Here is a 19,826-nt window from a genome sequence, read left to right on the forward strand (position 1 = left end):
TGTAGGACGCCGCCCGCGCCCGGCTACAGCGGTGTGACGTACGCCCCGGAGATGCCGCCGTCCACCAGGAAGTCGGTGGCGTTCACGAACGAGGAGTCGTCGCTGGCCAGGAAGGCGACGGCGGCGGCGATCTCCTCCGCCTCGGCGAACCGGCCGAGCGGGATGTGCACCAGGCGGCGCGCGGCCCGCTCCGGGTCCTTGGCGAACAGCTCCTGCAGCAGGGGGGTGTTGACCGGGCCGGGGCACAGGGCGTTGACGCGGATGCCCTCCCGCGCGAACTGCACGCCCAGCTCCCGGGACATGGCGAGGACGCCGCCCTTGGAGGCGGTGTAAGAGATCTGGCTGGTGGCGGCGCCCATCCGCGCGACGAAGGACGCGGTGTTGATGATCGAGCCCCGGCCCTGGCGCCGCATGTAGGGGATGGCGGCCTTGCAGCACAGGTAGACGGAGGTGAGGTTGACCTCCTGGACGCGCTTCCACGCCTCCAGGCCGGTCTCCAGGATGGAGTCGTCGTCCGGCGGCGAGATGCCCGCGTTGTTGAACGCGACGTCGACGCTGCCGTAGGTGTCGTACGCCGTCCTGAACAGCGCCTCCACCTGCTCCGGGTCGGTGACGTCGGCCTTGACGAAGGTGCCGCCGGTCTCCTCGGCCGCCGCCTTGCCCCGGGTCTCGTCCACGTCGCCGCACACGACGTGGGCGCCCTCGGAGGCGAGCCGGCGGGCGGTCGCGAGGCCGATGCCGCTGCCCGCTCCGGTGACGACGGCGGTGCGGTCCACGAGCCTGCGGCAGACGATGTCTTCGCTCACTGTGCGGGGTCCTCCGTGCTCGACGGGATGTCACTGATGAAGACGTTCTTGGTCTCGGTGAAGGCGGTCAGCGCGTCCGGCCCCAGTTCCCGGCCGAGGCCCGACTGCTTGAAGCCGCCGAACGGCGTCCAGTAGCGCACGCTGGAGTGGGAGTTGACCGACAGGTTCCCGGCACGCACCGCGCTCGACACGCGCAGGGCGCGGCCGACGTCCCGGGTCCACAGCGAGCCGGAGAGGCCGTAGTCGGTGGCGTTGGCCAGGCGCACCGCGTCGGCCTCGTCGTCGAAGGGCAGAACGACGGCGACGGGCCCGAAGACCTCCTCGACGGACACGGGCGCGTGCGCGTCGACGCCGGTGAGGACGGTGGGCGGGAACCAGAATCCGGGCCCGCCCTCGGGTGCCTTGCCGCGGATGCCGTCGGCGTCGTCGGGGACGTAGGAGCGGACGCGGTCCAGCTGGGCGCGGGAGATGAGCGGGCCCATGTCGGTGCTCTCGTCGGCCGGGTCGCCGACGCGGACCGACTCGATCGCGGGGGCCAGGAGGGTGAGGAAGCGGTCGTACACCGTGCGCTGGACGAGGATGCGGGTGCGGGCGCAGCAGTCCTGGCCGGAGTTGTCCAGGAAGGACATGGGGGTGGCGGCCGCGGCGGCCTCCAGGTCGGCGTCGGCGAAGACGATGTTGGGGCTCTTGCCGCCGAGTTCGAGGGTGACGGGCTTGAGGAGGGCCGCGCCCTTGGCGGCGACCTGCCGGCCCACGGCCGTCGACCCGGTGAAGACGACCTTCGCGACGCCCCGGTGCTCGACCAGCGCGTCGCCCGCGACCGGCCCCAGTCCCGGCAGCACCTGGAACAGTCCTTCGGGAAGACCCGCATCCAGGGCGAGTGAGGCCAGGCGGAGCGCGGTCAGCGGGGTCGTCTCGGCGGGCTTGAGGAGGACCGCGTTGCCCGCCGCCAGCGCCGGTGCCGTGCCCCAGGCCGCGATCGGCATCGGGAAGTTCCAGGGGGCGATGACACCGACCACGCCGAGCGGTTCCAGGAACGTCACGTCCAGGCCGCCGGCGACCGGGATCTGCCGGCCGGTGAGCCGCTCCACTCCCCCGGCGGCGTAGTCGAGCAGGTCGCGGACGTTGCCGGCCTCCCAGCGGGCGTTGCCGAGGGTGTGCCCGGCCTCCGTGACCTCCAGCCGGGCCAGTTCCTCCAGGTGGTCGTCGACGGCGGCGGCGAAGCGGCGCAGCAGCCGGGCCCGGTCGCCGGGGGCGAGGGCGGCCCAGGCGGTCTGCGCCCGCGCGGCCCGTACGACGGCGGCGTCCACGTCGGCCGCGGAGGCGGCGGGGACGGTGGCGACGACCTCTTCGGTGGCGGGGTTCAGTACCCGTAGTTCATGCGGCTCGTGGGGCGAGTGGGGCGAGTGGGACAAGGGGGCCTCACATGCGTTCGAAGGAGCGGCGCAGTTCCCAGTCGGTGACGGCGGCGTCGTAGGCGTCGAGTTCGACGTGGGCCATGTTGCGGTAGTGGGCGACCACCTCGTCGCCGAAGGCGGCCTTGGCGAGGGTGCTGTTCTCCCACAGCTCGGCGGCCTCGCGCAGCGTGGTGGGGACGTGTTCGAAGCCGGCGGCGTAGGCGTTGCCGGGGCAGGGCTCGGGCAGCTCCAGCCGCTGTTCGAGGCCGTGCAGGCCGGCCGCCACCATGCCGGCCACCGCGAGGTACGGGTTGACGTCGCCGCCGGGGAGCCGGTTCTCGAAGCGCAGCGAGCGGCCGTGGCCGACGACCCGCAGGGCGCAGGTGCGGTTGTCGTGGCCCCAGGCGACGGCGGTCGGGGCGAAGGAGCCGGGCTGGAAGCGCTTGTAGGAGTTGATGTGCGGGGCGTAGAGGAGGGAGAACTCGCGCAGCGCCACGAGTTGTCCGGCGAGGAAGTGCCGCATGACCTCGGACATGCCGGGGCCGTCGGCCATGACGCTGCGTCCGTCGGCGTCGGCGAGGGAGAGGTGGATGTGGCAGGAGTTGCCCTCGCGTTCGTTGTACTTGGCCATGAAGGTGAGGGACATGCCCTCCTGGGCGGCGATCTCCTTGGCGCCGGTCTTGTAGACCGCGTGCTGGTCGCAGGTGACCAGGGCCTCGTCGTAGCGGAAGGCGATCTCGTGCTGGCCGGGGTTGCACTCGCCCTTGGCGGACTCGACGGTGAGACCGGCGCCGGCCATCTCGTTGCGGATGCGGCGCAGCAGGGGTTCGACGCGGCCGGTGCCGAGGACGGAGTAGTCGACGTTGTACTGGTTGGCCGGGGTCAGACCGCGGTAGTTCGCGTCCCAGGCCTGTTCGTAGGTGTCCCGGAAGACGATGAACTCCAGCTCGGTGCCGGCCTGCGCGGTGAGGCCGTGTTCGGCGAGGCGCTCCAGCTGGCGGCGCAGGATCCGGCGGGGCGCGGCGAGCACCGGGGAGCCGTCCTCCCAGGCCAGGTCGGCGACGGCCAGCGCGGTGCCCTCGTGCCACGGCAGGCGGCGCAGGGTGGCCAGGTCGGCGTGCATGGCGAAGTCGCCGTAGCCGCGGTCCCAGGAGGACATCGCGTAGCCGTCGACGGTGTTCATGTCGGCGTCGACGGCGAGGAGGTAGTTGCAGCCCTCGGTGCCGTGCCGGAGGACCTCGTCGAGGAAGAAGCGCGCGGCGAACCGTTTGCCCTGGAGGCGGCCCTGCATGTCCGGGAAGGCCAGGACGACGGTGTCGATGTCACCGGCGGCGACGAGCGCGTGCAGTTCCTCGACCGCGAGCGGGGGTGTGCGGTCTGCTGCCACGGGGGGAGCCTCCTTCGGCCGGGAGCCATAAGGTATTGCCGGGGACCATTGCTTGGAAAGGGGGCGCGGCCGCATGCCGGAGGAAAGCCCGGGGAGCGTGACGGACCGGCTCGCGCCGGTGCTGCGGCCGGTGCGGGCCGGCAACGGGTTCGAGGAGGCGCTGGAGCAGATCCTCCAGGTCGTCAGGCTGGGCCTGGTGTCCGGTGGTGAGCGGCTGCCCGCCGAGCGGGAGCTCGCGGAGCGGCTGGGGATCAGCCGGGTGACGCTGCGCGAGGTGCTGCGGGTGCTCCAGGACCAGGGGTTGGTGGAGGCGCGGCGGGGGCGGTACGGCGGGACGTTCGTGCTGGCGCGGGCCGACGCGGGCGGCGAGGACGAACTGCGGCGCCGGGTCGCCGGGGTCGACCTCGAGGACGTACTGCGCTTCCGGGAGGTGCTGGAGGTGGGCGCGGCCGGGCTGTGCGCGGCGCACGGGCTGACCGGTGCTCAGGCGGCGCGGCTGCGGGCGGCGCTGGCCGGCACGCGGGAGGCGCCGCTGGCGGAGTACCGGCGGCTGGACACGATGCTGCACCTCACCCTGGCGGAGCTGTGCGGTTCGCCCGCGCTGGCCGCCCAGTACGCGGCGGTCCGGGCCACCCTGAACGACCTGCTGGACTGCATCCCGCTGCTGGTGCGCAACCTGGAGCACTCCCAGCGCCAGCACGCGGCGCTGGTGGAGGCGGTGCTGGACGGGGACGCGGACGGGGCGCGGGAGATCACGCGGGAGCACTGCGCGGGGACGGCGGCGCTGCTGCGCGGGTTCCTGGCGTGAGGCGGGCGGGCGTCTTGCCTCGGAAGCCTGCCCCGGCAAAGGTATGCCTACGGTCCATTGCGGGTAGGGCGCGGGAGGTCGGACGATGGCGGACAGGCCGCTGATCGGCGTCAGTACGTATCTGGAGTCCGGGGCGCGCTGGGGCGTGTGGGAGCTGGAGGCGGCGCTGCTGCCCGCCGGGTATCCGCGGCTCGTGCAGCGGGCGGGCGGACTGGCCGCGATGCTCCCGCCGGACGCGCCGGAGCACGCCGCCGCCACGGTCGCCCGCCTCGACGGGCTGGTGATCGCGGGCGGCCCGGACGTGGAACCGGTCCGCTACGGCGCCGAACCCGATCCGCGCACCGGCCCGCCCGCCCGGGCCCGGGACACCTGGGAACTGGCGCTCATCGAGGCGGCCCTGGCCGCGCGCGTCCCCCTGCTGGGCGTCTGCCGGGGCATGCAGCTGCTCAACGTCGCGCTCGGCGGCACCCTCGTCCAGCACATCGACGGGCACGCCGAGGTGGTGGGCGTCTTCGGCGGTCACCCGGTCGCTCCGGTGCCCGGGACGCTGTACGCCGGTGTCGTGCCGGAGGAGGTGTTCGTGCCCACGTACCACCACCAGGCGGTGGACCGGCTCGGGGCGGGGCTGGTCCCCTCGGCCCACGCGGCGGACGGCACGGTGGAGGCCCTGGAGCTGCCGTCCGGCCCCGGTTGGGTCCTCGGGGTGCAGTGGCACCCGGAGATGGGCGAGGACGTACGGGTGATGCGGGCGCTGGTGGAGGCGGCGGGCGGGGCCTGAGCCGCCTCCGCTGCCGGCGGGAGGCGGCGAGGTGGGGCCGGCACCGCCCCCGCTCCGCGGCCGACGGAGACTCGCGCGGGTGCCCGGCACCGGCGTGCGCCCCGCAGCCCGGCAGCCATGCGCCCGGGTCGAGGACGGGCCCCGCGGCCCTACGCCCGGGTCAGGGACAGGAGCCGGCGGGCCGGGCCCGTCGGGCGGTGGCCCGTGGGCCACACCGCGCGCAGGTCGCGGGCCAGGGCGACGTCCGCGACCGGCACGCTGACCAGGCGCCGGGTGCTCAGCTCCTCGCCGACGGCGAGTTCGCTGAGGACGGAGGGACCGGCGCCGCTCACGGCGGCGGCCTTCACGGCGGTGGTCGACGAGAGTTCGATCAGGGGGCGGGCCAGGCCGCCCAGGGCCGCGTCCAGGACCTGCCGGGTGCCCGAGCCCTTCTCCCGCAGGATCAGCGGGGTCGCCGCCAGCTCCGCCGCCTCGAGCGGACGCCGGCGCCGGGTCCACGGGTGGCCCGGTGCCGCCACGACGATGAGCCGGTCGTGGGCGATGACCGCGGAGTCGAGGCCCGTCGGGACGCTCACCCCCTCCACGAAGCCCAGGTCGGCCTCGCCGGCCAGCAGGCGCTCCGCCACCGCCGTCGAGTTGCCGGCGAGCAGCGACACCGCGGTGTCCGGCAGTTGGGCGCGCAGCGCGACCAGCCAGCCCGGCAGCAGGTACTCGGCGATCGTCATGCTCGCCGCCACCCGCAGCCGCGAGTCCCGCCGGTCCCGCAGCGCCTGCGCGCCCGCGTCGAACGCCTCGGCCGCCTCCACGATCCGGCGCGCCCAGTCCGTGACGAGCGCGCCGGCGTCGGTGAGCCGGGAACCGCGCGGCGAGCGGTCGACCAGGGCGACCCCCAGCTGACGTTCCATCGAGCGGACGCGGCTGCTGGCGGCCGGCTGGGTGATGCCCAGCTCGCGTGCCGCCCCGCCGAGGCTGCCCAGGCGAGCCACCGCCAGCAGCAGCTCCAGGGCCCCGAGATCCGGTACCCGGTGGGCCAGTGAGCCCGTCACATGCCGCCCCCGTGCGTCCTGCGCGCCCTCCGTGTCGCCCGTACCGTTCGTACCGCCCGCACTGCTGCTCATAACCCCAGCTTATGCCCTCATAGGGACATGGTCCCTGGTCAGAGGCTTCGGCCCCCGGGACGGTGGACGCATGGTCACCGCAGCCCAGCCCCTGTCGTCCGCCTCCGTCCCGGCCCGGCGCGTCCCGGCGGTCCGTCACCTCGGGCCCAACTGGTACGCCTGCGTCATGGGCACCGCAATCGTCGGCACCGCGGGAGCCGCGCTCCCCCGGCACGTACCCGGGCTGCGGACCGCGTGCACCACCGTATGGGCACTGTCCCTGGTCCTGCTGGCGGCCCTCCTGGTGGCCCGCTCGCTGCACTGGGTCCACCACCGCGACCAGGCCCGCGCCCATCTGCTCGACCCGGCGGCGGCCCCGTTCTACGGCTGTCTGTCGATGGCCCTGCTGGCGGTCGGCGGCGGCGCCGTGACCGTCGGCCGGGACTGGATCGGCACCTCGGCCGCGGTGGCGCTGGACACCGTGCTGTTCACCGCCGGTACGGCCGTCGGACTGGCGGCGGCGGTCGCCGTGCCGTACCTGATGGCCGTACGGCACCGGATCGAGCCGGGACAGGCCAGTCCCGTCTGGCTGCTGCCGCTGGTCGCGCCGATGGTGTCCGCGGCCGTGGGGCCGCTGCTGGTGCCGCACCTCCCGCCGGGGCAGCCCCGCGAGACGCTGCTGCTCGCCTGTGTCGCGATGTTCGGGGTGAGCCTGCTCGCGACCCTGGTGACCCTGCCGGTGATCTTCGGCCGGCTGCTCACCGGCGGCCCGCTGCCGCTCGCGCTCACCCCGTCGCTGTTCCTGGTGCTGGGCCCGCTCGGGCAGTCGACGACGGCCGTCGGGAAGTTCGCGGATGTCGCCCCGGGGGTCGTGCCGGGCCCGTACGCGGAGGGTTTCGGGGTGCTCGCCGTCCTGTACGGCGTGCCGGTGATGGGCTTCGCGCTGATGTGGCTGTGCCTCGCCGTCGCGCACGTCGTGCGGGCGCGGCGGGAGGGCATGGGCTTCTCGATGACCTGGTGGTCGTTCACCTTCCCGGTGGGCACCTGTGTCACCGGCGCCGAGGCACTGGCCCGGCACACGGGGCTCGCCGCCTACGACGCGCTCACCGTCGTCCTGTACGCCGTCCTCGTCGCCGCCTGGGCCGTCGCCGCCGTGCACACCGCGCGCGGCCTGTTCAGCGGCGCGCTGCTCGCAGGGCCGCGCCCAGCACCCGGGGCGCCTCGGCCAGCGACGGCCCGTACCACGTGAGGCTCCGCCCGTCGACGAGGGCGCAGGGCAGGCCGGGGAACGCCTCCGGGCCGTCGTCGGCGGTGAAGCGGTACGGCTCGTCCGGCAGGACCACGAGGTCCGGGCGGGCCGCCCGCATTTCCTCGACGGGGATTTTCGGGTAACGCTCGGTGTGAGCGGCGTACAGGTGGTCGACGCCGAGGCGGGCCAGTACGTCGCCGGCGAAGGTGTCGCGGCCCAGGACCATCCAGGGCCGGCGCCAGATGGGTACGACGGCCGTGGTGCGCCGCCCGGGGCGGGGCAGGGCGGACCAGGCGGCCTCCGCCTCGTCCAGCCACCGCGGTCGGGCCGGTGCCCCGCAGGCGGTGAGCACCCGGTCCAGTTCGGTGAAGGCCTGCGCCACCGTGCGCACCTCGGTCACCAGCACCTCGACGCCCGCCGCGCGCAGGGCGTCCAGGTCGGGGGCGCGGTTCTCCTCCTCGTTGGCGACCACCAGGTCGGGTGCGAGGGCGAGGACGCGGTCGGTCTTCGGGTTCTTCGTGCCGCCGACGCGCACGACGTCCAGGTCCGCCGGGTGCGTGCACCAGTCGGTGGCTCCGGCCAGGGCGCCCGGGACCGTGCGGGCCACGGCCTCGGTCAGCGACGGCACGAGGGAGACGACCCTCACCCGCGCGTCCTTTCCGGCGTGGCGTTCACCGGCGGGGTCCTCCCCGTACCGCCTCGATGTGCTCGGCGACGGCGACCACGATCAGCCGGGTGTCGGGCACCGTGGCCCGCCAGCGGTGCCGCACCCCGCCGGTCAGGTACAGCGTGTCGCCGCGTCCGAGCCGGTAGGCGCGGCCCTCGGCCTCGATCTCCACGGCGCCCTCGGCGACGAACATCAACTGGTCGTTGCGGTACTGCAGTTCACGGCCCGCGTCGTGGTCGCCGGTGAACTCCGAGGCGTGCATCTGGTGGTGTCCGCGCACCAGCGAGCGCACCCTGGGCGCCAGCTCCGGGTCGGGATCCTCGGCCCGGACCACGTCCACGCTGCACGCGGGGTCGGCGGCGGCGAGCAGTTCGACGGCGGTGGTGCGCAGCGCGTCGGCCACCTTCTCCAGGGAGCTCTGGCTGGGCCGCGCCCGGTCGTTCTCGATCTGGCTCAGGAAGGGCACGGACAGGCCGCTGCGCTCGGAGACGACGGCGAGGGTGAGTTCCAGGGACCGGCGCCGCCGCCGTACGGCCGCGCCCACCCGCAGCTGCTGATCTTTGTGGTCGCCCATCGCTCCGGCTCCCTCCTTCACCCGTCGTCGCACCGTCGCGGTGCCCCGGTGCGGGCGCCGTCTCCCTGATGAGTTCTCTGCACCCTACGCATGTTCGGCAAACCGTTTCATGCGGCCGTCACATCGATGTCACGGTGCGGTGGCCGCGACCTCACGTTTCTCGCCATCCCTCGGGCCTCCCGTCCGCCCTGCCGGACGCCTTACCGGTTCAAGGCCCGGACGGTCCCGCATGTTCCCGCCAGCCTCTCCCGCCCCGGTGGAGCGAGGCTCGGGCGGTCGGTTGGCGCTCCGTGGTTGACCGAATCCTTACCGTGTCCCGGCCGCACGTCAAAGGGGTGGGCCCGGAACGCGTCTTCGAAGCGAAGCGTGTCCCGGGCCCACCCCCGTGGCGGGCGGGCCCCACCCCCGTGGCGGCCGGTACGGCGAGGCCGTACCGGTGCCGTCACGGTCGTACTACTGAGGGGTCATCCGGCCGACCATGTCCGGGTGCTCCTCGAGCCAGGCGGCCACGGCTTCCTCCTCGTGACCCTGGCCGCGGTCCTTGATCTCCGCCTCCAGGGTGCCGAGCTCGTCCTCGCTCATGCGGAAGTTCTTGATCCACTCGGTGAGCTGCGGGTACTGCTCGGGGAACGCCTTGCTGGAGATGGTGTGGATCGTGTTGTTCGCGCCGAAGGACTTCTTCGGGTCCTTCAGCTTGGTCAGCTCGTACTCGCTGTACGCCCAGTGCGGGGACCAGAGCGTGACCGCGACCGGCTCCTTCTTGGCCAGCGCGCGCTTGAGCTCGGCCAGCATCGCCGGCGTGGAGCCGTCGACGACCTCGTACTCGTCCTGGAGGCCGTAGGCCGGCATGACGTCGTTCTTGACCAGCTGCATCTGACCGGTGCCGGGCTCGATGCCGATGATCTTGCCGTCGAAGAGGTCGGCCTTGCCCTTGAGGTCCTCGAGGGACTTGACGTCCTTCACGTACGAGGGGACGGCGATCTCCAAGGACGTCGGCTCGTACCAGGTGCCCAGGTCGGTGAGGTTGTTCTTGTGCTTGTCCCAGTAGTTCTTCTGGGCGTGCGGCAGCCAGGCGTCGAAGTTGAGGTCCAGGTCGCCGGTGGCCAGGCCGGTGTAGACCGGTCCGACGTCCATCTGCTTCAGGTTCAGCTTGTAGCCGCGCCGCTCCAGGACGTTCTTCCACAGGTAGGTGACGGCGACGTCCTCCTCCCACGGGAACCAGGCGACGTCCAGCGGACGCTTGGCCTCGGCCGGGGTGGCGCCGGAGCCGCCCTCGACCGGGGCGAGCTTGTCGACGAGGCCCGGGTTGGCCTTCAGCCAGGTGCGCACGGCCTCCTGCTGCTTGCCCTTGCCGGACTTGTTGATCTCGGCCTCGAGGCTGGTGAGCTGCTTCTCGGTGAGCTTGAAGTCCTTCATCCACCGGGCGGCGGTGGGATCGTCGGCGGCGAAGCCCTTGCGGGAGAGCGTGTGCACGCCGTCGCCCTTGCCCCAGGCGCCCTCGGGGTCCTTCAGCTTCTTCAGGTCGTAGTCGTTGTACGCCCAGTGCGGGGACCAGAGCGTGACGACGATGGGCTCCTTCTTGCTCATCGCCCTCTTCAGCTCGGCCAGCATCGCCGGGGTGGAGCTGTCGACGACCTTGTACTCGTCCTCCAGGCCGTAGGCGCCCATGACCTTGCTCTTCAGCAGGGCCATCTCACCGGCGCTGGACTCGATGCCGGTGATCTTGCCCTTGAACAGGTCGGCCTTGCCCTTGAGGTCCGCCAGCGTGTTGACGTCCTTCATGTAGGCGGGGACGGTCAGCTCCAGCGACGTCTCGTCGTACCAGGAGCCGAGGTCGTCGAGCCGGTCGCCGTACTTCTTCCAGTACTGCTCGTGGGTGGTCGGCAGCCAGGCGTTGGTGACGATGTCGATGTCGCCCTGGGCCAGGGAGGTGTAGAGCGGCCCGGCGTCGAACTGCTTGGCCTCCGCCTCGTAGCCGCGCTGTTCGAGGATCTCCTTCCACAGGAACGTGGAGGCGACGCCCTCGTCCCACGGGACGTAGCCGAGGGTGATCTTCTTGCCCTGGCCGACGTTCTTGCCGTTCGCGACGGTCTCGGTGTCGCCGGAGCCGCCGAACATGCCCATGCCGCCGGCCACGAGGCCGAGGATGACGACGCCGATGACGGCGACCTGCGGGCGGGGCCGGTAGGACCAGATCTTCATGCCGCCCATGCTGCGGGCCTTGGCGGCGGCGCGGCGGCCGAGCGGCGAGACCTGGGTGCCCAGGGCGCTGGTCATGCGGTCCAGGTAGATCGCGAGGATCACGATGGCGACACCGGACTCGGAGCCGAGGCCGACGTTGAGCTGGCCGATGGCCTCGTTGACGTCGCCGCCCAGGCCGCCCGTGCCGACCATGCCGGCGATCGCGGCCATGGACAGGCCGAGCATGATGACCTGGTTGACGCCCGCCATCACCGTGGGCAGAGCCAGCGGCAGCTGGACGCGCAGCAGGGTGTTGCGGGGGGAGGTGCCGAAGGCCTCGGCGGCCTCGACCAGTTCCTTGTCGACCTGGCGGATGCCCAGCTCGGTCATGCGCACGCCCGGGGCGAGCGCGAAGATCAGGGTGGCGACGATGCCCGCGGAGGCACCGGTGCCGAAGAACAGGATCGCCGGGATGAGGTAGATCATCGCGGGCAGCGTCTGCATGAAGTCCAGCACGGGCCGGACGATGCCGCTGACCCGGTCGGAGCGGGCCGCCCAGATGCCGACGGGCACCGCGACGACCAGCGCGATGATGGTCGCGACGAGCACCAGCGCCAGGGTGATCATCGCGTTCTCCCACAGCTCCATGGAGACGATGAACGCGAATCCGAGGAAGGTGAGAACACCGGCGAGCGTGCCGCGCAGCCAGAAGGCGATGACCGCGAAGATGCCGACGAGGAGGAGCGGTTCGGGCGCCTGGAGAACGGCGTTGATGCCGTCGTAGGTGCCGGTGAAGACGGTCTTGAGGAAGTCGAAGAGCCACGCGACGTGTTCGAGCAGCCAGTCGACGGCCTCGTTGACCCAGTCGCCGAGCGGAATCCTAGGCACGGGTCATCACCTTCTCGCCGCCCTTGTCGCGCGGGGAGTCGCAGGTACCGGCCTCGCCCTGCTCGTCGCCCAGGAAGCCGATGAGGCGGCGGGAGGGAACCACGCCCACGAGGTCGCCGTCGCCGTCGAGCACCGCGACGGGGTGGGGCACGCGGGTGCTGATCGCGCACAGCTCGGTGAACGGGGTGGCGGGCGTCGCCGTCTCGCAGGCGCAGTCGGCCTCGTCGCCGCGCAGTTCCGTGTCCATGACGGCACCGGCGGTGAGCACGCGGGAGCGGTCGACGTCCTGGGTGAAGGAGGCGACGTACTCGTTGGCGGGACGTATGAGGATGTCCTGCGCGGTGCCTATCTGCACGATCCGGCCGTCCCGCATGACGGCGATGCGGTCGCCCAGGCGCATGGCCTCGTTGAGGTCGTGGGTGATGAAGACGATGGTCTTCTTCAGGGTCTTCTGCAGCTCGATCAGCTGGTCCTGCATGTCGCGGCGGATCAGCGGGTCGAGGGCGCTGAAGGACTCGTCCATCAGCAGCAGGTCGGCGTCGGTGGCGAGCGCGCGGGCCAGGCCCACGCGCTGCTGCATGCCGCCGGACAGCTCGTCCGGCCAGGACTTCTCCCAGCCGGCCAGGCCGCACAGGGCGAGCGCCTCGTCGGCGCGGCGTTCGCGCTCGGCGCGGGGCACGCCCTGCACTTCAAGACCGTAGGCAGCGTTGTCACGGACGCTGCGGTGCGGGAAGAGGGCGAAGTGCTGGAAGACCATGCTGATCTTCCGGGAGCGGACCTCGCGCAGCCGGCGTCCGCTGATCTCGGTGAGGTCCTCACCACCGAAACGGACGTGCCCGGCGGTCGGCTCCAGCAGACCGTTGAGCATGCGCAGCAGCGTGGACTTGCCGGACCCGGACAGCCCCATGACCACGAAGATCTCGCCGGGCTCCACGGTGAAGGACGCGTCGATGACGGCGGCCGTGGTGCCGCCGGCGTGCAGTTCCTTCCGGTCGGTTCCCTGGCGCAGTCGTTCGACTGCCTGGTCCGGTTTTCTGCCGAAGACCTTGTACAGGTTCTCGGCCTCTAGCCTCGCTGACACGCTTACCTCTTGGATCGGGGGCAGGGACAGGGGCGTGAAAACTCGCTCATGCGCAGACTCGTCGAGCGAGGGATCGTCGATACGAAGACTCGCTAACAGTTGAATGCATCAACCAGCTTCGGCCCGGCTGCGCGCCTGCCCCGATCCTTATGGGGCAAACATTTAAGTGATCCAGTTCACACACCCTCCATCACTCGCCCACACTCACTGCGGCATGATGCGAGGCGTGACCGGACGACTGATGCTTCTCGACACCGCCTCCCTCTACTTCCGCGCCTACTTCGGCGTGCCGGACTCCGTGAAGGCACCCGACGGCACGCCCGTGAACGCCGTGCGCGGACTCCTCGACTTCATCGACCGCCTGGTGAAGGACCACCGGCCCGACCACCTGGTCGCCTGCATGGACGCCGACTGGCGACCGCGGTGGCGGGTGGAGCTGATCCCCACCTACAAGGCGCACCGCGTCGCCGAGGAGCAGGCGTCGGGCCCCGACACCGAGGAGGTCCCCGACACCCTCTCGCCGCAGGTCCCGGTCATCGAGGCCGTCCTCGACGCGCTCGGCATCGCCCGCGTCGGCGTCCCGGAGTACGAGGCGGACGACGTGATCGGCACCTACACCGCGCGGGCCGCGGGCCCGGTCGACATCGTCACCGGCGACCGGGACCTCTACCAGCTCGTGGACGACGCGCGGGGCGTGCGCGTGCTGTACCCCCTCAAGGGCGTCGGCACCCTCGCCCTCACCGACGAGGCCGCACTGCGGGAGAAGTACGGCGTCGACGGGCGCGGGTACGCCGACCTGGCGCTGCTGCGGGGCGACCCCAGCGACGGCCTGCCGGGCGTGGCGGGCATCGGCGAGAAGACGGCGGCCAAACTGCTCGCCGAGTTCGGGGACCTGGCCGGGATCCAGGCCGCCGTCCACGACCCCCGGGCGAAGCTCACGCCCTCGCAGCGCAAGCGGCTGACCGAGGCCGAGCCGTACCTCGCGGTCGCCCCGAAGGTGGTCCGGGTCGCCGACGACGTCCCGCTGCCGGACGTCGACACCGCGCTGCCGCGCGCGCCGCGCGACGCAGCGGCGCTGGACGGGCTGGCGGCGCGCTGGGGACTGGGCGGCTCCCTCCAGCGGCTGCTGGCGACACTCGCCGCCTGAGCGGTGCCGTACGGGGCGGGCGGTGCCGGACGCGGTGAATCGGAGTCCCGAGGAGGGGAAGCCGTACCTTGCGTGCGGGTGGGGGCTTTGAGCCCCTCGCACATGACGCGACAACCGGGACGGGGATGCTAACTTAGGTAAACCTAACTCAGGGAGCCCTCACGCAGGGAGCAGGGAGGCCGTCATGGCAGACCGTCCGGGACGCAAGCCGCGCAAGCCGCACACCGCGCAGGTCGTGCGCACCGAGCGGCTCACCCCGCACATGCAGCGTGTGGTGCTCGGCGGCGAGGAGCTCTCCGCCTTCTCGGCGGACACCTGCACCGATCACTACGTGAAGCTGCTGTTCCCGCCCAAGGGCGTGACCTATCCGGAGCCCTTCGACATGGAACGCGTCCGTGAGGAGTTCCCGCGCGAGCAGTGGCCGGTGACCCGGACGTACACGGTGCGCCAGTGGGACGCCGAGCACCGCGAGATGACGCTGGACTTCGTGATCCACGGCGACGAGGGGCTGGCCGGGCCCTGGGCGAAGCGCGTCCGGCCGGGCGAGACCGTTCGTTTCCTGGGCCCCGGTGGCGCCTACGCCCCCGACCCCGCCGCCGACTGGCACCTGCTCGCCGGTGACGAGAGCGCGCTGCCGGCGATCGCCCGGTCCCTGGAGGCACTGCCGGACGGCGCCCGCGCCTTCGCCTTCGTCGAGGTGGAGGGGGAGCAGGAGGAGCAGAAGATCGACTCCGACGTGGAGGTGGTCTGGCTGCACCGCGGCGACCGTCCGGTGGGCCAGGCCCTGGTCGAGGCCGTGCGCGGCCTGGACTTCCCCGAGGGCCGGGTGCACGCCTTCGTGCACGGCGAGGCGGCCTGCGTGAAGGAGCTGCGCAGGCTCCTGCGGGTGGAGCGGGAAATCCCGCGCGAGGACCTCTCCATCTCCGGCTACTGGCGCCTCGGCCACAACGAGGACGGCTGGCAGGCGTCGAAGCCGGAGTGGAACGCCCGCATCGAGGCGGAGCAGGAGGGCACGGCCTCGGCTGCGTAGCGCTCCGGGTGCCGCCCCGGTGACACCGGCGCCCGCCTCCCTCGCTCGGGCGCCGCGCACCCGCGCCTGTCAGTCGCCGCGCACCCGCGCGTGCAGGTGCATGTCGTGCCAGCCGTCGGCGTGCAGCCCGGCGCTGCGCTTGGTGCCCTCCAGGGTGAAGCGCGCCTTGGCGGCGACCCGGCAGGAGGCCTCGTTGCCGACGGCGTGGGTCAGTTCCAGGCGCTGGAAGCCGATGTCGTCCAGCGCCCAGCGGGCCAGCGCCTCGGTGGCGCGGGCGGCGACGCCCCGGCCGCGGGCCGCCGCAGTGGTCCAGTAGGCGACCTCGGCCACCCCGTCCTCCAGCAGCACCTGCCGCAGCGCGACCCGGCCGAGCAGCCGGTCGTCGGCCGCGTCGGCGACGGCCCACTGGGCGTTCCGCTCCTGCTGCCAGCACCGCTGCCACTCGGCGATCCAGCCGCGCACCTCCTCCTCGGAGTGGGCGGCCCGGACGTGCCACTGGTGCATCACCGGGTCCTGGAAGGCGGCGTGGACGGCGGGCGCGTCCTCGGCCCGCCACGGGCGCAGCAGCAAGCCGTCGCCGGTGGGGAGTGTGGGCTGCGGGGTACGGGACAGGGTGCCGGCGGGGAGGACGGGACTCGTCAAGTAGGGCATGGGCGCATCCTGCCAACGGGGCCGGCCGACGGCCCAGTGGATTTCCGGGGCAGATCCAGCGGGCTCCCGGACGGGCACACCGGATCCCCGGCACCGTCCACCGGTTTCCCCCCGGGCCTCGGCCCGCCGGTTCCCGGCCCCGGCCCGCCGCCTCGTACGCTGGCAGGCGATGAGACGCCGCACCTCTCCCCCGCCCTCACCCCTCCCCCAGCGCGACGGGATCGACGCGGTGCGGGTGCGGCTGCCCGCGGACGGGCCGTGGGCCACGGTGCGGGACCACCTGACGGAGCGCCTGTCCGGCGCGGGCCCCGGCGTCGTCGACGGCATGTTCGAGGCGGGGTCGTTCGTGAGGGCGGACGGGCGGCCGGTGCCGGGGGACGCTCCGTTCGAACCCGGGATGTTCCTCTGGTTCCACCGGGAGCTGCCCGCCGAGGTGCCGGTGCCCTTCCCGTTGGAGACGGTGTACCGCGACGAGCACATCGTCGTCGTCGACAAGCCGCACTTCCTGGCGACCACCCCGCGCGGCGGGCACGTCACCGAGACCGCGCTCGCCCGGCTCCGCCGCGAGCTGGGCATCCCGTCGCTCGGCGCCGCGCACCGCCTGGACCGGCTCACCGCGGGACTGCTGCTGTTCACGGTGCGCCCCGAGGAGCGGGGCGCGTACCAGGGCCTGTTCCGCGACCGGCTGGTGCGCAAGGCGTACGAGGCCGTCGCCCCGTACGACCCCGCGCTCGCCCTGCCCCGGACCGTACGCAGCCGGATCCTGAAGGAACGCGGCGTCCTGGCCGCCCGCGAGGTCGAGGGTGAGCCGAACGCGGTCAGCCGCGTGGAGCTGATCGAGCACCGCACCGGCCCCGGGCCCGCGCTGGGCCGGTACCGGCTCGTGCCCCGCACCGGACAGACCCACCAACTGCGCGTCCACATGAACGCGCTCGGCCTGCCGATCCTCGGCGACCCCCTCTACCCCGTGGTCGCCCCGCCCGTGCCGCCCGGCGACTTCCGGCGCCCGCTGCAACTGCTGGCGCGGGAGCTCGCGTTCACCGATCCGGTCACGGGGCGCGATCACCTGTTCCGCAGCACCCGGTCCCTGGGCGCCTGGACGGCGTACGCCGACTGGGCGGCGCACGCCGACGTGCCGGACCGTCAGTAGCCGCGCCACCAGAGCAGGAAGCGCTGCCAGGCGCCGCGCGGACGGGGCTGTTGCGGTTCGGACCCCGGCTGGGGCTGCGCGGCCGTGAACGACACGGGCTCCGGCGGGTGCGCGGGGGCCTTCGGTTCCGGGCGCTCCTCCGGGCGCGGGATGCCGACGTGCCAGGCCGTGCGCTGGGCCGGGGCCGGGGCGTGGCTCGGCTGCTGCCTGATGTCCTGCTGCGCCTTGGGCTCGAACCGCACGGGCAGCTCCACCAGATGCCGGGACGCGATCGACGAGCGCCACCTCAGCTCGTCCTCGTCGCAGGCGAGCTGCACGTCGGGCAGCCGCATCAGCAGGGCGTCGATGCCCGCGTCGGCGATGGCCCGCCCGATGTCCTGGCCCGGGCACTCGTGCGGGCCGCCGCCGAAGGCGAGGTGGGCGCGGTTGCCCTGCATGCTCGCCTCCAGGTCGGGGCGGATGCGCGGGTCGACGTTGCCGGGCGCGATGCCGAGCAGCAGCCCGTCGCCCGCGCGGATGCGCTGACCGCCCAGTTCGGTGTCCTGCTTGGCGAAGTAGGCGAAGACGGTGCTGAACGGCGGCTCGTCCCACAGGGACTGCTCGACCGCCTCGTACACGGGCATCTGGCCACCGTTGAGCTGGGCTCGGAAGCCCGGGTGGGTGAGCACCACGCGCAGTACGTTGGAGATGAGGTTGACGGTCGCCTCGTAGGCGGCCAGGAGCACCACCCGCAGGTGTTCCCTGACCTCGTCGTCGGTGAGTCCGGCCGGGTGGGTGACGAGCCGGCCGGCGATGTCGTCCTCGGGGCGGGCCCGGCGCTCGGCGGCGAGCCGGCCCAGGGACTCCATGAGGTAGGCGTGGCTGGCGATCGCGGTGTCGGTGCCCTTGAGCGTGTCCCGCGCCGCCTCCACCATCCGGTCGCTGTACGCGTCCGGCATGCCGAGGAGGTGGCACATCACGCCCATCGGCAGGTGCTCGGCGAACTGGCCGACGAGGTCGGCGCGGCCCTCCTCGCAGAACCGGTTGACGAGGCGCTGGGTGTACCGCTTGATGTGGCGGCGCAGCTCCCGGTAGTCGATGTCGGCCATGGCGCTGGTGACGGCGCCGCGCAGCCGCTTGTGCTCCTCGCCCTCGGCGTGGGAGCAGATGGGCTGCCAGGCGATGTGGGGCATCAGCGGGTGGTCGGGCTTGACCATGCCCTCGTTGAGCGGGGTCCAGATCCTGCTGTCGCGGCAGAACTGGGCGGGTGTGCTCACCATGTGCAGGTTCTCGGCGTGGCCGAGGACCACCCACATCGGTACGTCGTCGTGGAGCAGCGCCGGTGCCACCGGCCCGTGCTGCTCGCGCAGCTTCTCGTACAGCTCGTCCAGGTCGTCGGCCTCGTGCAGCCGGTGCAGTCCGCCCGGCCCGAGGCCGTGCGCGGGGCAGCCGGGTGGTGGTTCGAGCAGGGGGTCGCCCGTTCCGGTGGGGGCGTGGCGTTCAGGCGTCACAGTGTCGCTCCGCAACAGAGGTGTGGGTCAGGAGGGTCGGCGGGCCTCGCCGGGTCAGGTGAGCGCGCCCTTCAAGGCGAGGGAGTGCAGGAAGCGCATCAGGGTCAGCAGGACGTCCCGGCTGGAGGCGCGGCGCCGTACGTCGCAGTCGAGGATGGGGATCTCCTCGGGCAGGTCGAGCGCGGTCCGGAGCTCCGCCATGGGGTAACGGGGTGCGTCGGGGAAGGAGTTGACGGCGACGACGAAGGGCACGCCGCGCTCCTCCAGCCGTCCCATGACGTCGAAGCTGACCTCGAGGCGGCGGGTGTCGACGAGGACGACCGCGCCGAGGGCGCCCTCGAACAGCCCGTTCCACAGGAACCAGAACCGTTCCTGACCGGGCGTGCCGAAGAGGTAGAGGACCAGTTCGTCGGTGATGCTGATGCGGCCGAAGTCCATGGCCACCGTGGTGGCGGTCTTGGAGGCGGAGCCGTAGTTGTCGTCGACCCCGATGCCGGCCTGGGTCATCGTCTCCTCGGTGGTCAGCGGCCTGATCTCGCTGACCGAACCGACCATGGTGGTCTTGCCGACCCCGAAGCCGCCCACGATGACGATCTTCACGGCGGCCTCGGCCGTGTGCGGCAGCCGGTCCTCGGTGCGCGGGCCCGGGATCGTGTCAGAGTTTTTGAAGTCCATGCATCACCGCTTCGAGGAGGTTTCGGTCGGCGACCGTCTTGCGGACGATCGGGGCGCGGGCCTGCACCAGTTCCCTCACCAGCAGGTCGGTGAGCAGCACGGTCACCACGCTGAACGGCAGGCTCAGGTAGGCCGACAGCTCGGCCGCGGACAGGGGCGCCACGCACAGCCGCAGCAGGGCCGCCTCTTCCGGCGTGGCGGACACCGGCGGCTCGGTGCGGGCCACGATCAGCGTCACCAGGTCGATGTCGGCGCGATCGCCGGCTCCTTCCCCGCCGATGACGAACAGCCGCTCGGGGTTGCGGTTCTCGCCTTCCTTGGCCGTGCCGGAGGCGGGTAACGGGGCCGGGTTCCCCTGCCCGGGGGATCGCCGCTGGCGCTGGGGAGGCGTCATACGGTCTGCCCGTTGCGCCTGGCGGGACTGGTCAGGTGCGGTCCGATCCGGGCGACCAGGTCAGCCATGCTGAGCCCCATCCGGCCGGGCTCGCAGCGGACGTCGGAGAGGACCGCGAGGTAGGCGTTGGGGCCGGCGGCCATCAGGTAGAAGTAGCCGCCGTTCATCTCGATCAGGACCATCTTCATGTCGCCGTCGCTGGTCGGGATCTCCTGGGCGACCGCACCCGCGAGGCTCTGCAGGCCCGCGCAGGCGGCGGCGACCCGGTCGGCGGCGTCCGGATCACCGGAGTAGCGGGCGATGCGCAGGCCGTCGGCGGACAGCACCACGATCATCTCGATGCCCGGGACCCCGTCGTAGAGATCCTTGAGCATCC

19 protein-coding genes are annotated in these 19,826 nt (G+C 72.6%); 6 read left to right on the forward strand and 13 right to left on the reverse strand.

Annotated features, from left to right (window positions below; genetic code table 11):
* Positions 1 to 23: 23 nt before the first annotated feature.
* The 3 genes from ACLIN4_RS06930 to glnA4 are packed head-to-tail and all read right to left on the reverse strand — an operon-like array spanning position 24 to position 3,590.
* Positions 24 to 806 (reverse strand): 3-oxoacyl-ACP reductase, encoded by a 783-nt coding sequence (locus tag ACLIN4_RS06930; protein ID WP_100047465.1) that lies wholly within the window; start codon positions 804 to 806, stop codon positions 24 to 26.
* Positions 803 to 2,221, reverse strand: coding sequence for an aldehyde dehydrogenase family protein (locus tag ACLIN4_RS06935; RefSeq protein ID WP_381913610.1), 1,419 nt, complete (start codon positions 2,219 to 2,221; stop codon positions 803 to 805). The genes ACLIN4_RS06930 and ACLIN4_RS06935 overlap by 4 nt, the downstream gene beginning before the upstream one ends.
* A gap of 7 nt (positions 2,222 to 2,228) precedes the next feature.
* The gene (gene glnA4 / locus ACLIN4_RS06940; protein ID WP_411575585.1) at positions 2,229 to 3,590 is read right to left on the reverse strand and encodes a gamma-glutamylethanolamide synthetase GlnA4; all 1,362 of its coding nucleotides are present in this window, start codon (positions 3,588 to 3,590) and stop codon (positions 2,229 to 2,231) included.
* A gap of 73 nt (positions 3,591 to 3,663) precedes the next feature.
* Between glnA4 and ACLIN4_RS06945 the strand changes: the two genes are divergently transcribed.
* Both ACLIN4_RS06945 and ACLIN4_RS06950 read left to right on the forward strand, forming a co-directional pair.
* Positions 3,664 to 4,398 (forward strand): FadR/GntR family transcriptional regulator, encoded by a 735-nt coding sequence (locus ACLIN4_RS06945; protein ID WP_179350428.1) that lies wholly within the window; start codon positions 3,664 to 3,666, stop codon positions 4,396 to 4,398.
* A gap of 85 nt (positions 4,399 to 4,483) precedes the next feature.
* The gene (locus tag ACLIN4_RS06950) at positions 4,484 to 5,176 is read left to right on the forward strand and encodes a gamma-glutamyl-gamma-aminobutyrate hydrolase family protein (RefSeq protein WP_107480581.1); all 693 of its coding nucleotides are present in this window, start codon (positions 4,484 to 4,486) and stop codon (positions 5,174 to 5,176) included.
* 149 nt (positions 5,177 to 5,325) lie between these two features.
* Here ACLIN4_RS06950 and ACLIN4_RS06955 read toward each other — a convergent pair whose 3' ends face one another.
* Positions 5,326 to 6,294, reverse strand: a complete 969-nt coding sequence (locus tag ACLIN4_RS06955; protein WP_269958404.1) for a LysR family transcriptional regulator — start codon at positions 6,292 to 6,294, stop codon at positions 5,326 to 5,328.
* Between the two features lie 70 nt (positions 6,295 to 6,364).
* Here ACLIN4_RS06955 and ACLIN4_RS06960 point away from each other — a divergent pair, with 70 nt between their 5' ends.
* A complete protein-coding gene (locus ACLIN4_RS06960) occupies positions 6,365 to 7,522 on the forward strand; it encodes a TDT family transporter (RefSeq protein ID WP_100047461.1) in 1,158 nt (385 codons plus the stop codon).
* Here ACLIN4_RS06960 and ACLIN4_RS06965 read toward each other — a convergent pair.
* From ACLIN4_RS06965 to ACLIN4_RS06980, 4 genes are all read right to left on the reverse strand, one after another.
* Positions 7,449 to 8,168: a helical backbone metal receptor gene (locus ACLIN4_RS06965; protein WP_107476822.1), complete on the reverse strand. Its 720-nt coding sequence runs from the start codon at positions 8,166 to 8,168 to the stop codon at positions 7,449 to 7,451. The two genes, ACLIN4_RS06960 and ACLIN4_RS06965, sit on opposite strands and share 74 nt — an antisense overlap.
* A 25-nt stretch (positions 8,169 to 8,193) precedes the next feature.
* Positions 8,194 to 8,763: a helix-turn-helix domain-containing protein gene (locus ACLIN4_RS06970; RefSeq protein ID WP_100047459.1), complete on the reverse strand. Its 570-nt coding sequence runs from the start codon at positions 8,761 to 8,763 to the stop codon at positions 8,194 to 8,196.
* Positions 8,764 to 9,216: 453 nt separating this feature from the next.
* Positions 9,217 to 11,832 (reverse strand): ABC transporter permease/substrate binding protein, encoded by a 2,616-nt coding sequence (locus ACLIN4_RS06975; RefSeq protein ID WP_100047458.1) that lies wholly within the window; start codon positions 11,830 to 11,832, stop codon positions 9,217 to 9,219.
* Positions 11,825 to 12,913 (reverse strand): quaternary amine ABC transporter ATP-binding protein, encoded by a 1,089-nt coding sequence (locus tag ACLIN4_RS06980; RefSeq protein WP_100047457.1) that lies wholly within the window; start codon positions 12,911 to 12,913, stop codon positions 11,825 to 11,827. The genes ACLIN4_RS06975 and ACLIN4_RS06980 overlap by 8 nt, the downstream gene beginning before the upstream one ends.
* Before the next feature lie 241 nt (positions 12,914 to 13,154).
* On the opposite strand from ACLIN4_RS06980, the gene ACLIN4_RS06985 reads away from it, so the two are divergent.
* Together ACLIN4_RS06985 and ACLIN4_RS06990 are read left to right on the forward strand one after the other, a co-directional pair.
* Complete coding sequence (locus ACLIN4_RS06985) at positions 13,155 to 14,060, forward strand: 5'-3' exonuclease (RefSeq protein WP_078949161.1); 906 nt, start codon at positions 13,155 to 13,157, stop codon at positions 14,058 to 14,060.
* Between the two features lie 184 nt (positions 14,061 to 14,244).
* Positions 14,245 to 15,090, forward strand: coding sequence for a siderophore-interacting protein (locus tag ACLIN4_RS06990; protein ID WP_107476820.1), 846 nt, complete (start codon positions 14,245 to 14,247; stop codon positions 15,088 to 15,090).
* Positions 15,091 to 15,159: 69 nt separating this feature from the next.
* On the opposite strand, the gene ACLIN4_RS06995 is transcribed toward ACLIN4_RS06990, so the two are convergent.
* Positions 15,160 to 15,741, reverse strand: coding sequence for a GNAT family N-acetyltransferase (locus tag ACLIN4_RS06995; protein ID WP_107476819.1), 582 nt, complete (start codon positions 15,739 to 15,741; stop codon positions 15,160 to 15,162).
* Positions 15,742 to 15,910: 169 nt separating this feature from the next.
* Here ACLIN4_RS06995 and ACLIN4_RS07000 point away from each other — a divergent pair, with 169 nt between their 5' ends.
* Positions 15,911 to 16,891: an RluA family pseudouridine synthase gene (locus tag ACLIN4_RS07000; protein WP_107476818.1), complete on the forward strand. Its 981-nt coding sequence runs from the start codon at positions 15,911 to 15,913 to the stop codon at positions 16,889 to 16,891.
* Here ACLIN4_RS07000 and ACLIN4_RS07005 read toward each other — a convergent pair.
* From ACLIN4_RS07005 to ACLIN4_RS07020, 4 genes are read right to left on the reverse strand one after another with little or no spacing between them, the layout of a single operon-like run.
* Positions 16,885 to 18,381 carry a cytochrome P450 gene (locus ACLIN4_RS07005; protein WP_411575586.1) on the reverse strand — a complete coding sequence of 499 codons (1,497 nt, stop codon included), beginning with the start codon at positions 18,379 to 18,381 and terminating at the stop codon, positions 16,885 to 16,887. The genes ACLIN4_RS07000 and ACLIN4_RS07005 overlap by 7 nt on opposite strands.
* 54 nt (positions 18,382 to 18,435) lie before the next feature.
* Complete coding sequence (locus tag ACLIN4_RS07010; RefSeq protein WP_100047313.1) at positions 18,436 to 19,056, reverse strand: GTP-binding protein; 621 nt, start codon at positions 19,054 to 19,056, stop codon at positions 18,436 to 18,438.
* Positions 19,037 to 19,450, reverse strand: a complete 414-nt coding sequence (locus ACLIN4_RS07015; RefSeq protein ID WP_411575587.1) for a DUF742 domain-containing protein — start codon at positions 19,448 to 19,450, stop codon at positions 19,037 to 19,039. Before ACLIN4_RS07015 ends, ACLIN4_RS07010 begins: the two co-directional genes overlap by 20 nt.
* On the reverse strand, positions 19,447 to 19,824 hold the full coding sequence (locus tag ACLIN4_RS07020; protein WP_370466402.1) for a roadblock/LC7 domain-containing protein: 378 nt from the start codon (positions 19,822 to 19,824) through the stop codon (positions 19,447 to 19,449). The genes ACLIN4_RS07015 and ACLIN4_RS07020 overlap by 4 nt, the downstream gene beginning before the upstream one ends.
* Between the last annotated feature and the right edge of the window lie 2 nt (positions 19,825 to 19,826).

The organism is Streptomyces mutabilis, assembly GCF_046628145.1.
Taxonomy (GTDB): Bacteria; Actinomycetota; Actinomycetes; order Streptomycetales; family Streptomycetaceae; genus Streptomyces; species Streptomyces mutabilis.

Coding starts and splice junctions, on each gene's coding strand:
- ACLIN4_RS06945 (WP_179350428.1), top strand. CDS start 3,664: ATGCCGGAGGAAAGCCCGGGGAGCGTGACGGACCGGCTCGCGCCGGTG.
- ACLIN4_RS06950 (WP_107480581.1), top strand. CDS start 4,484: ATGGCGGACAGGCCGCTGATCGGCGTCAGTACGTATCTGGAGTCCGGG.
- ACLIN4_RS06955 (WP_269958404.1), bottom strand. CDS start 6,294: ATGAGCAGCAGTGCGGGCGGTACGAACGGTACGGGCGACACGGAGGGC.
- ACLIN4_RS06960 (WP_100047461.1), top strand. CDS start 6,365: ATGGTCACCGCAGCCCAGCCCCTGTCGTCCGCCTCCGTCCCGGCCCGG.
- ACLIN4_RS06970 (WP_100047459.1), bottom strand. CDS start 8,763: ATGGGCGACCACAAAGATCAGCAGCTGCGGGTGGGCGCGGCCGTACGG.
- ACLIN4_RS06985 (WP_078949161.1), top strand. CDS start 13,155: ATGCTTCTCGACACCGCCTCCCTCTACTTCCGCGCCTACTTCGGCGTG.
- ACLIN4_RS06990 (WP_107476820.1), top strand. CDS start 14,245: ATGGCAGACCGTCCGGGACGCAAGCCGCGCAAGCCGCACACCGCGCAG.
- ACLIN4_RS06995 (WP_107476819.1), bottom strand. CDS start 15,741: ATGCCCTACTTGACGAGTCCCGTCCTCCCCGCCGGCACCCTGTCCCGT.
- ACLIN4_RS07000 (WP_107476818.1), top strand. CDS start 15,911: ATGAGACGCCGCACCTCTCCCCCGCCCTCACCCCTCCCCCAGCGCGAC.
- ACLIN4_RS07010 (WP_100047313.1), bottom strand. CDS start 19,056: ATGGACTTCAAAAACTCTGACACGATCCCGGGCCCGCGCACCGAGGAC.
- ACLIN4_RS07015 (WP_411575587.1), bottom strand. CDS start 19,450: ATGACGCCTCCCCAGCGCCAGCGGCGATCCCCCGGGCAGGGGAACCCG.
- ACLIN4_RS07020 (WP_370466402.1), bottom strand. CDS start 19,824: ATGCTCAAGGATCTCTACGACGGGGTCCCGGGCATCGAGATGATCGTG.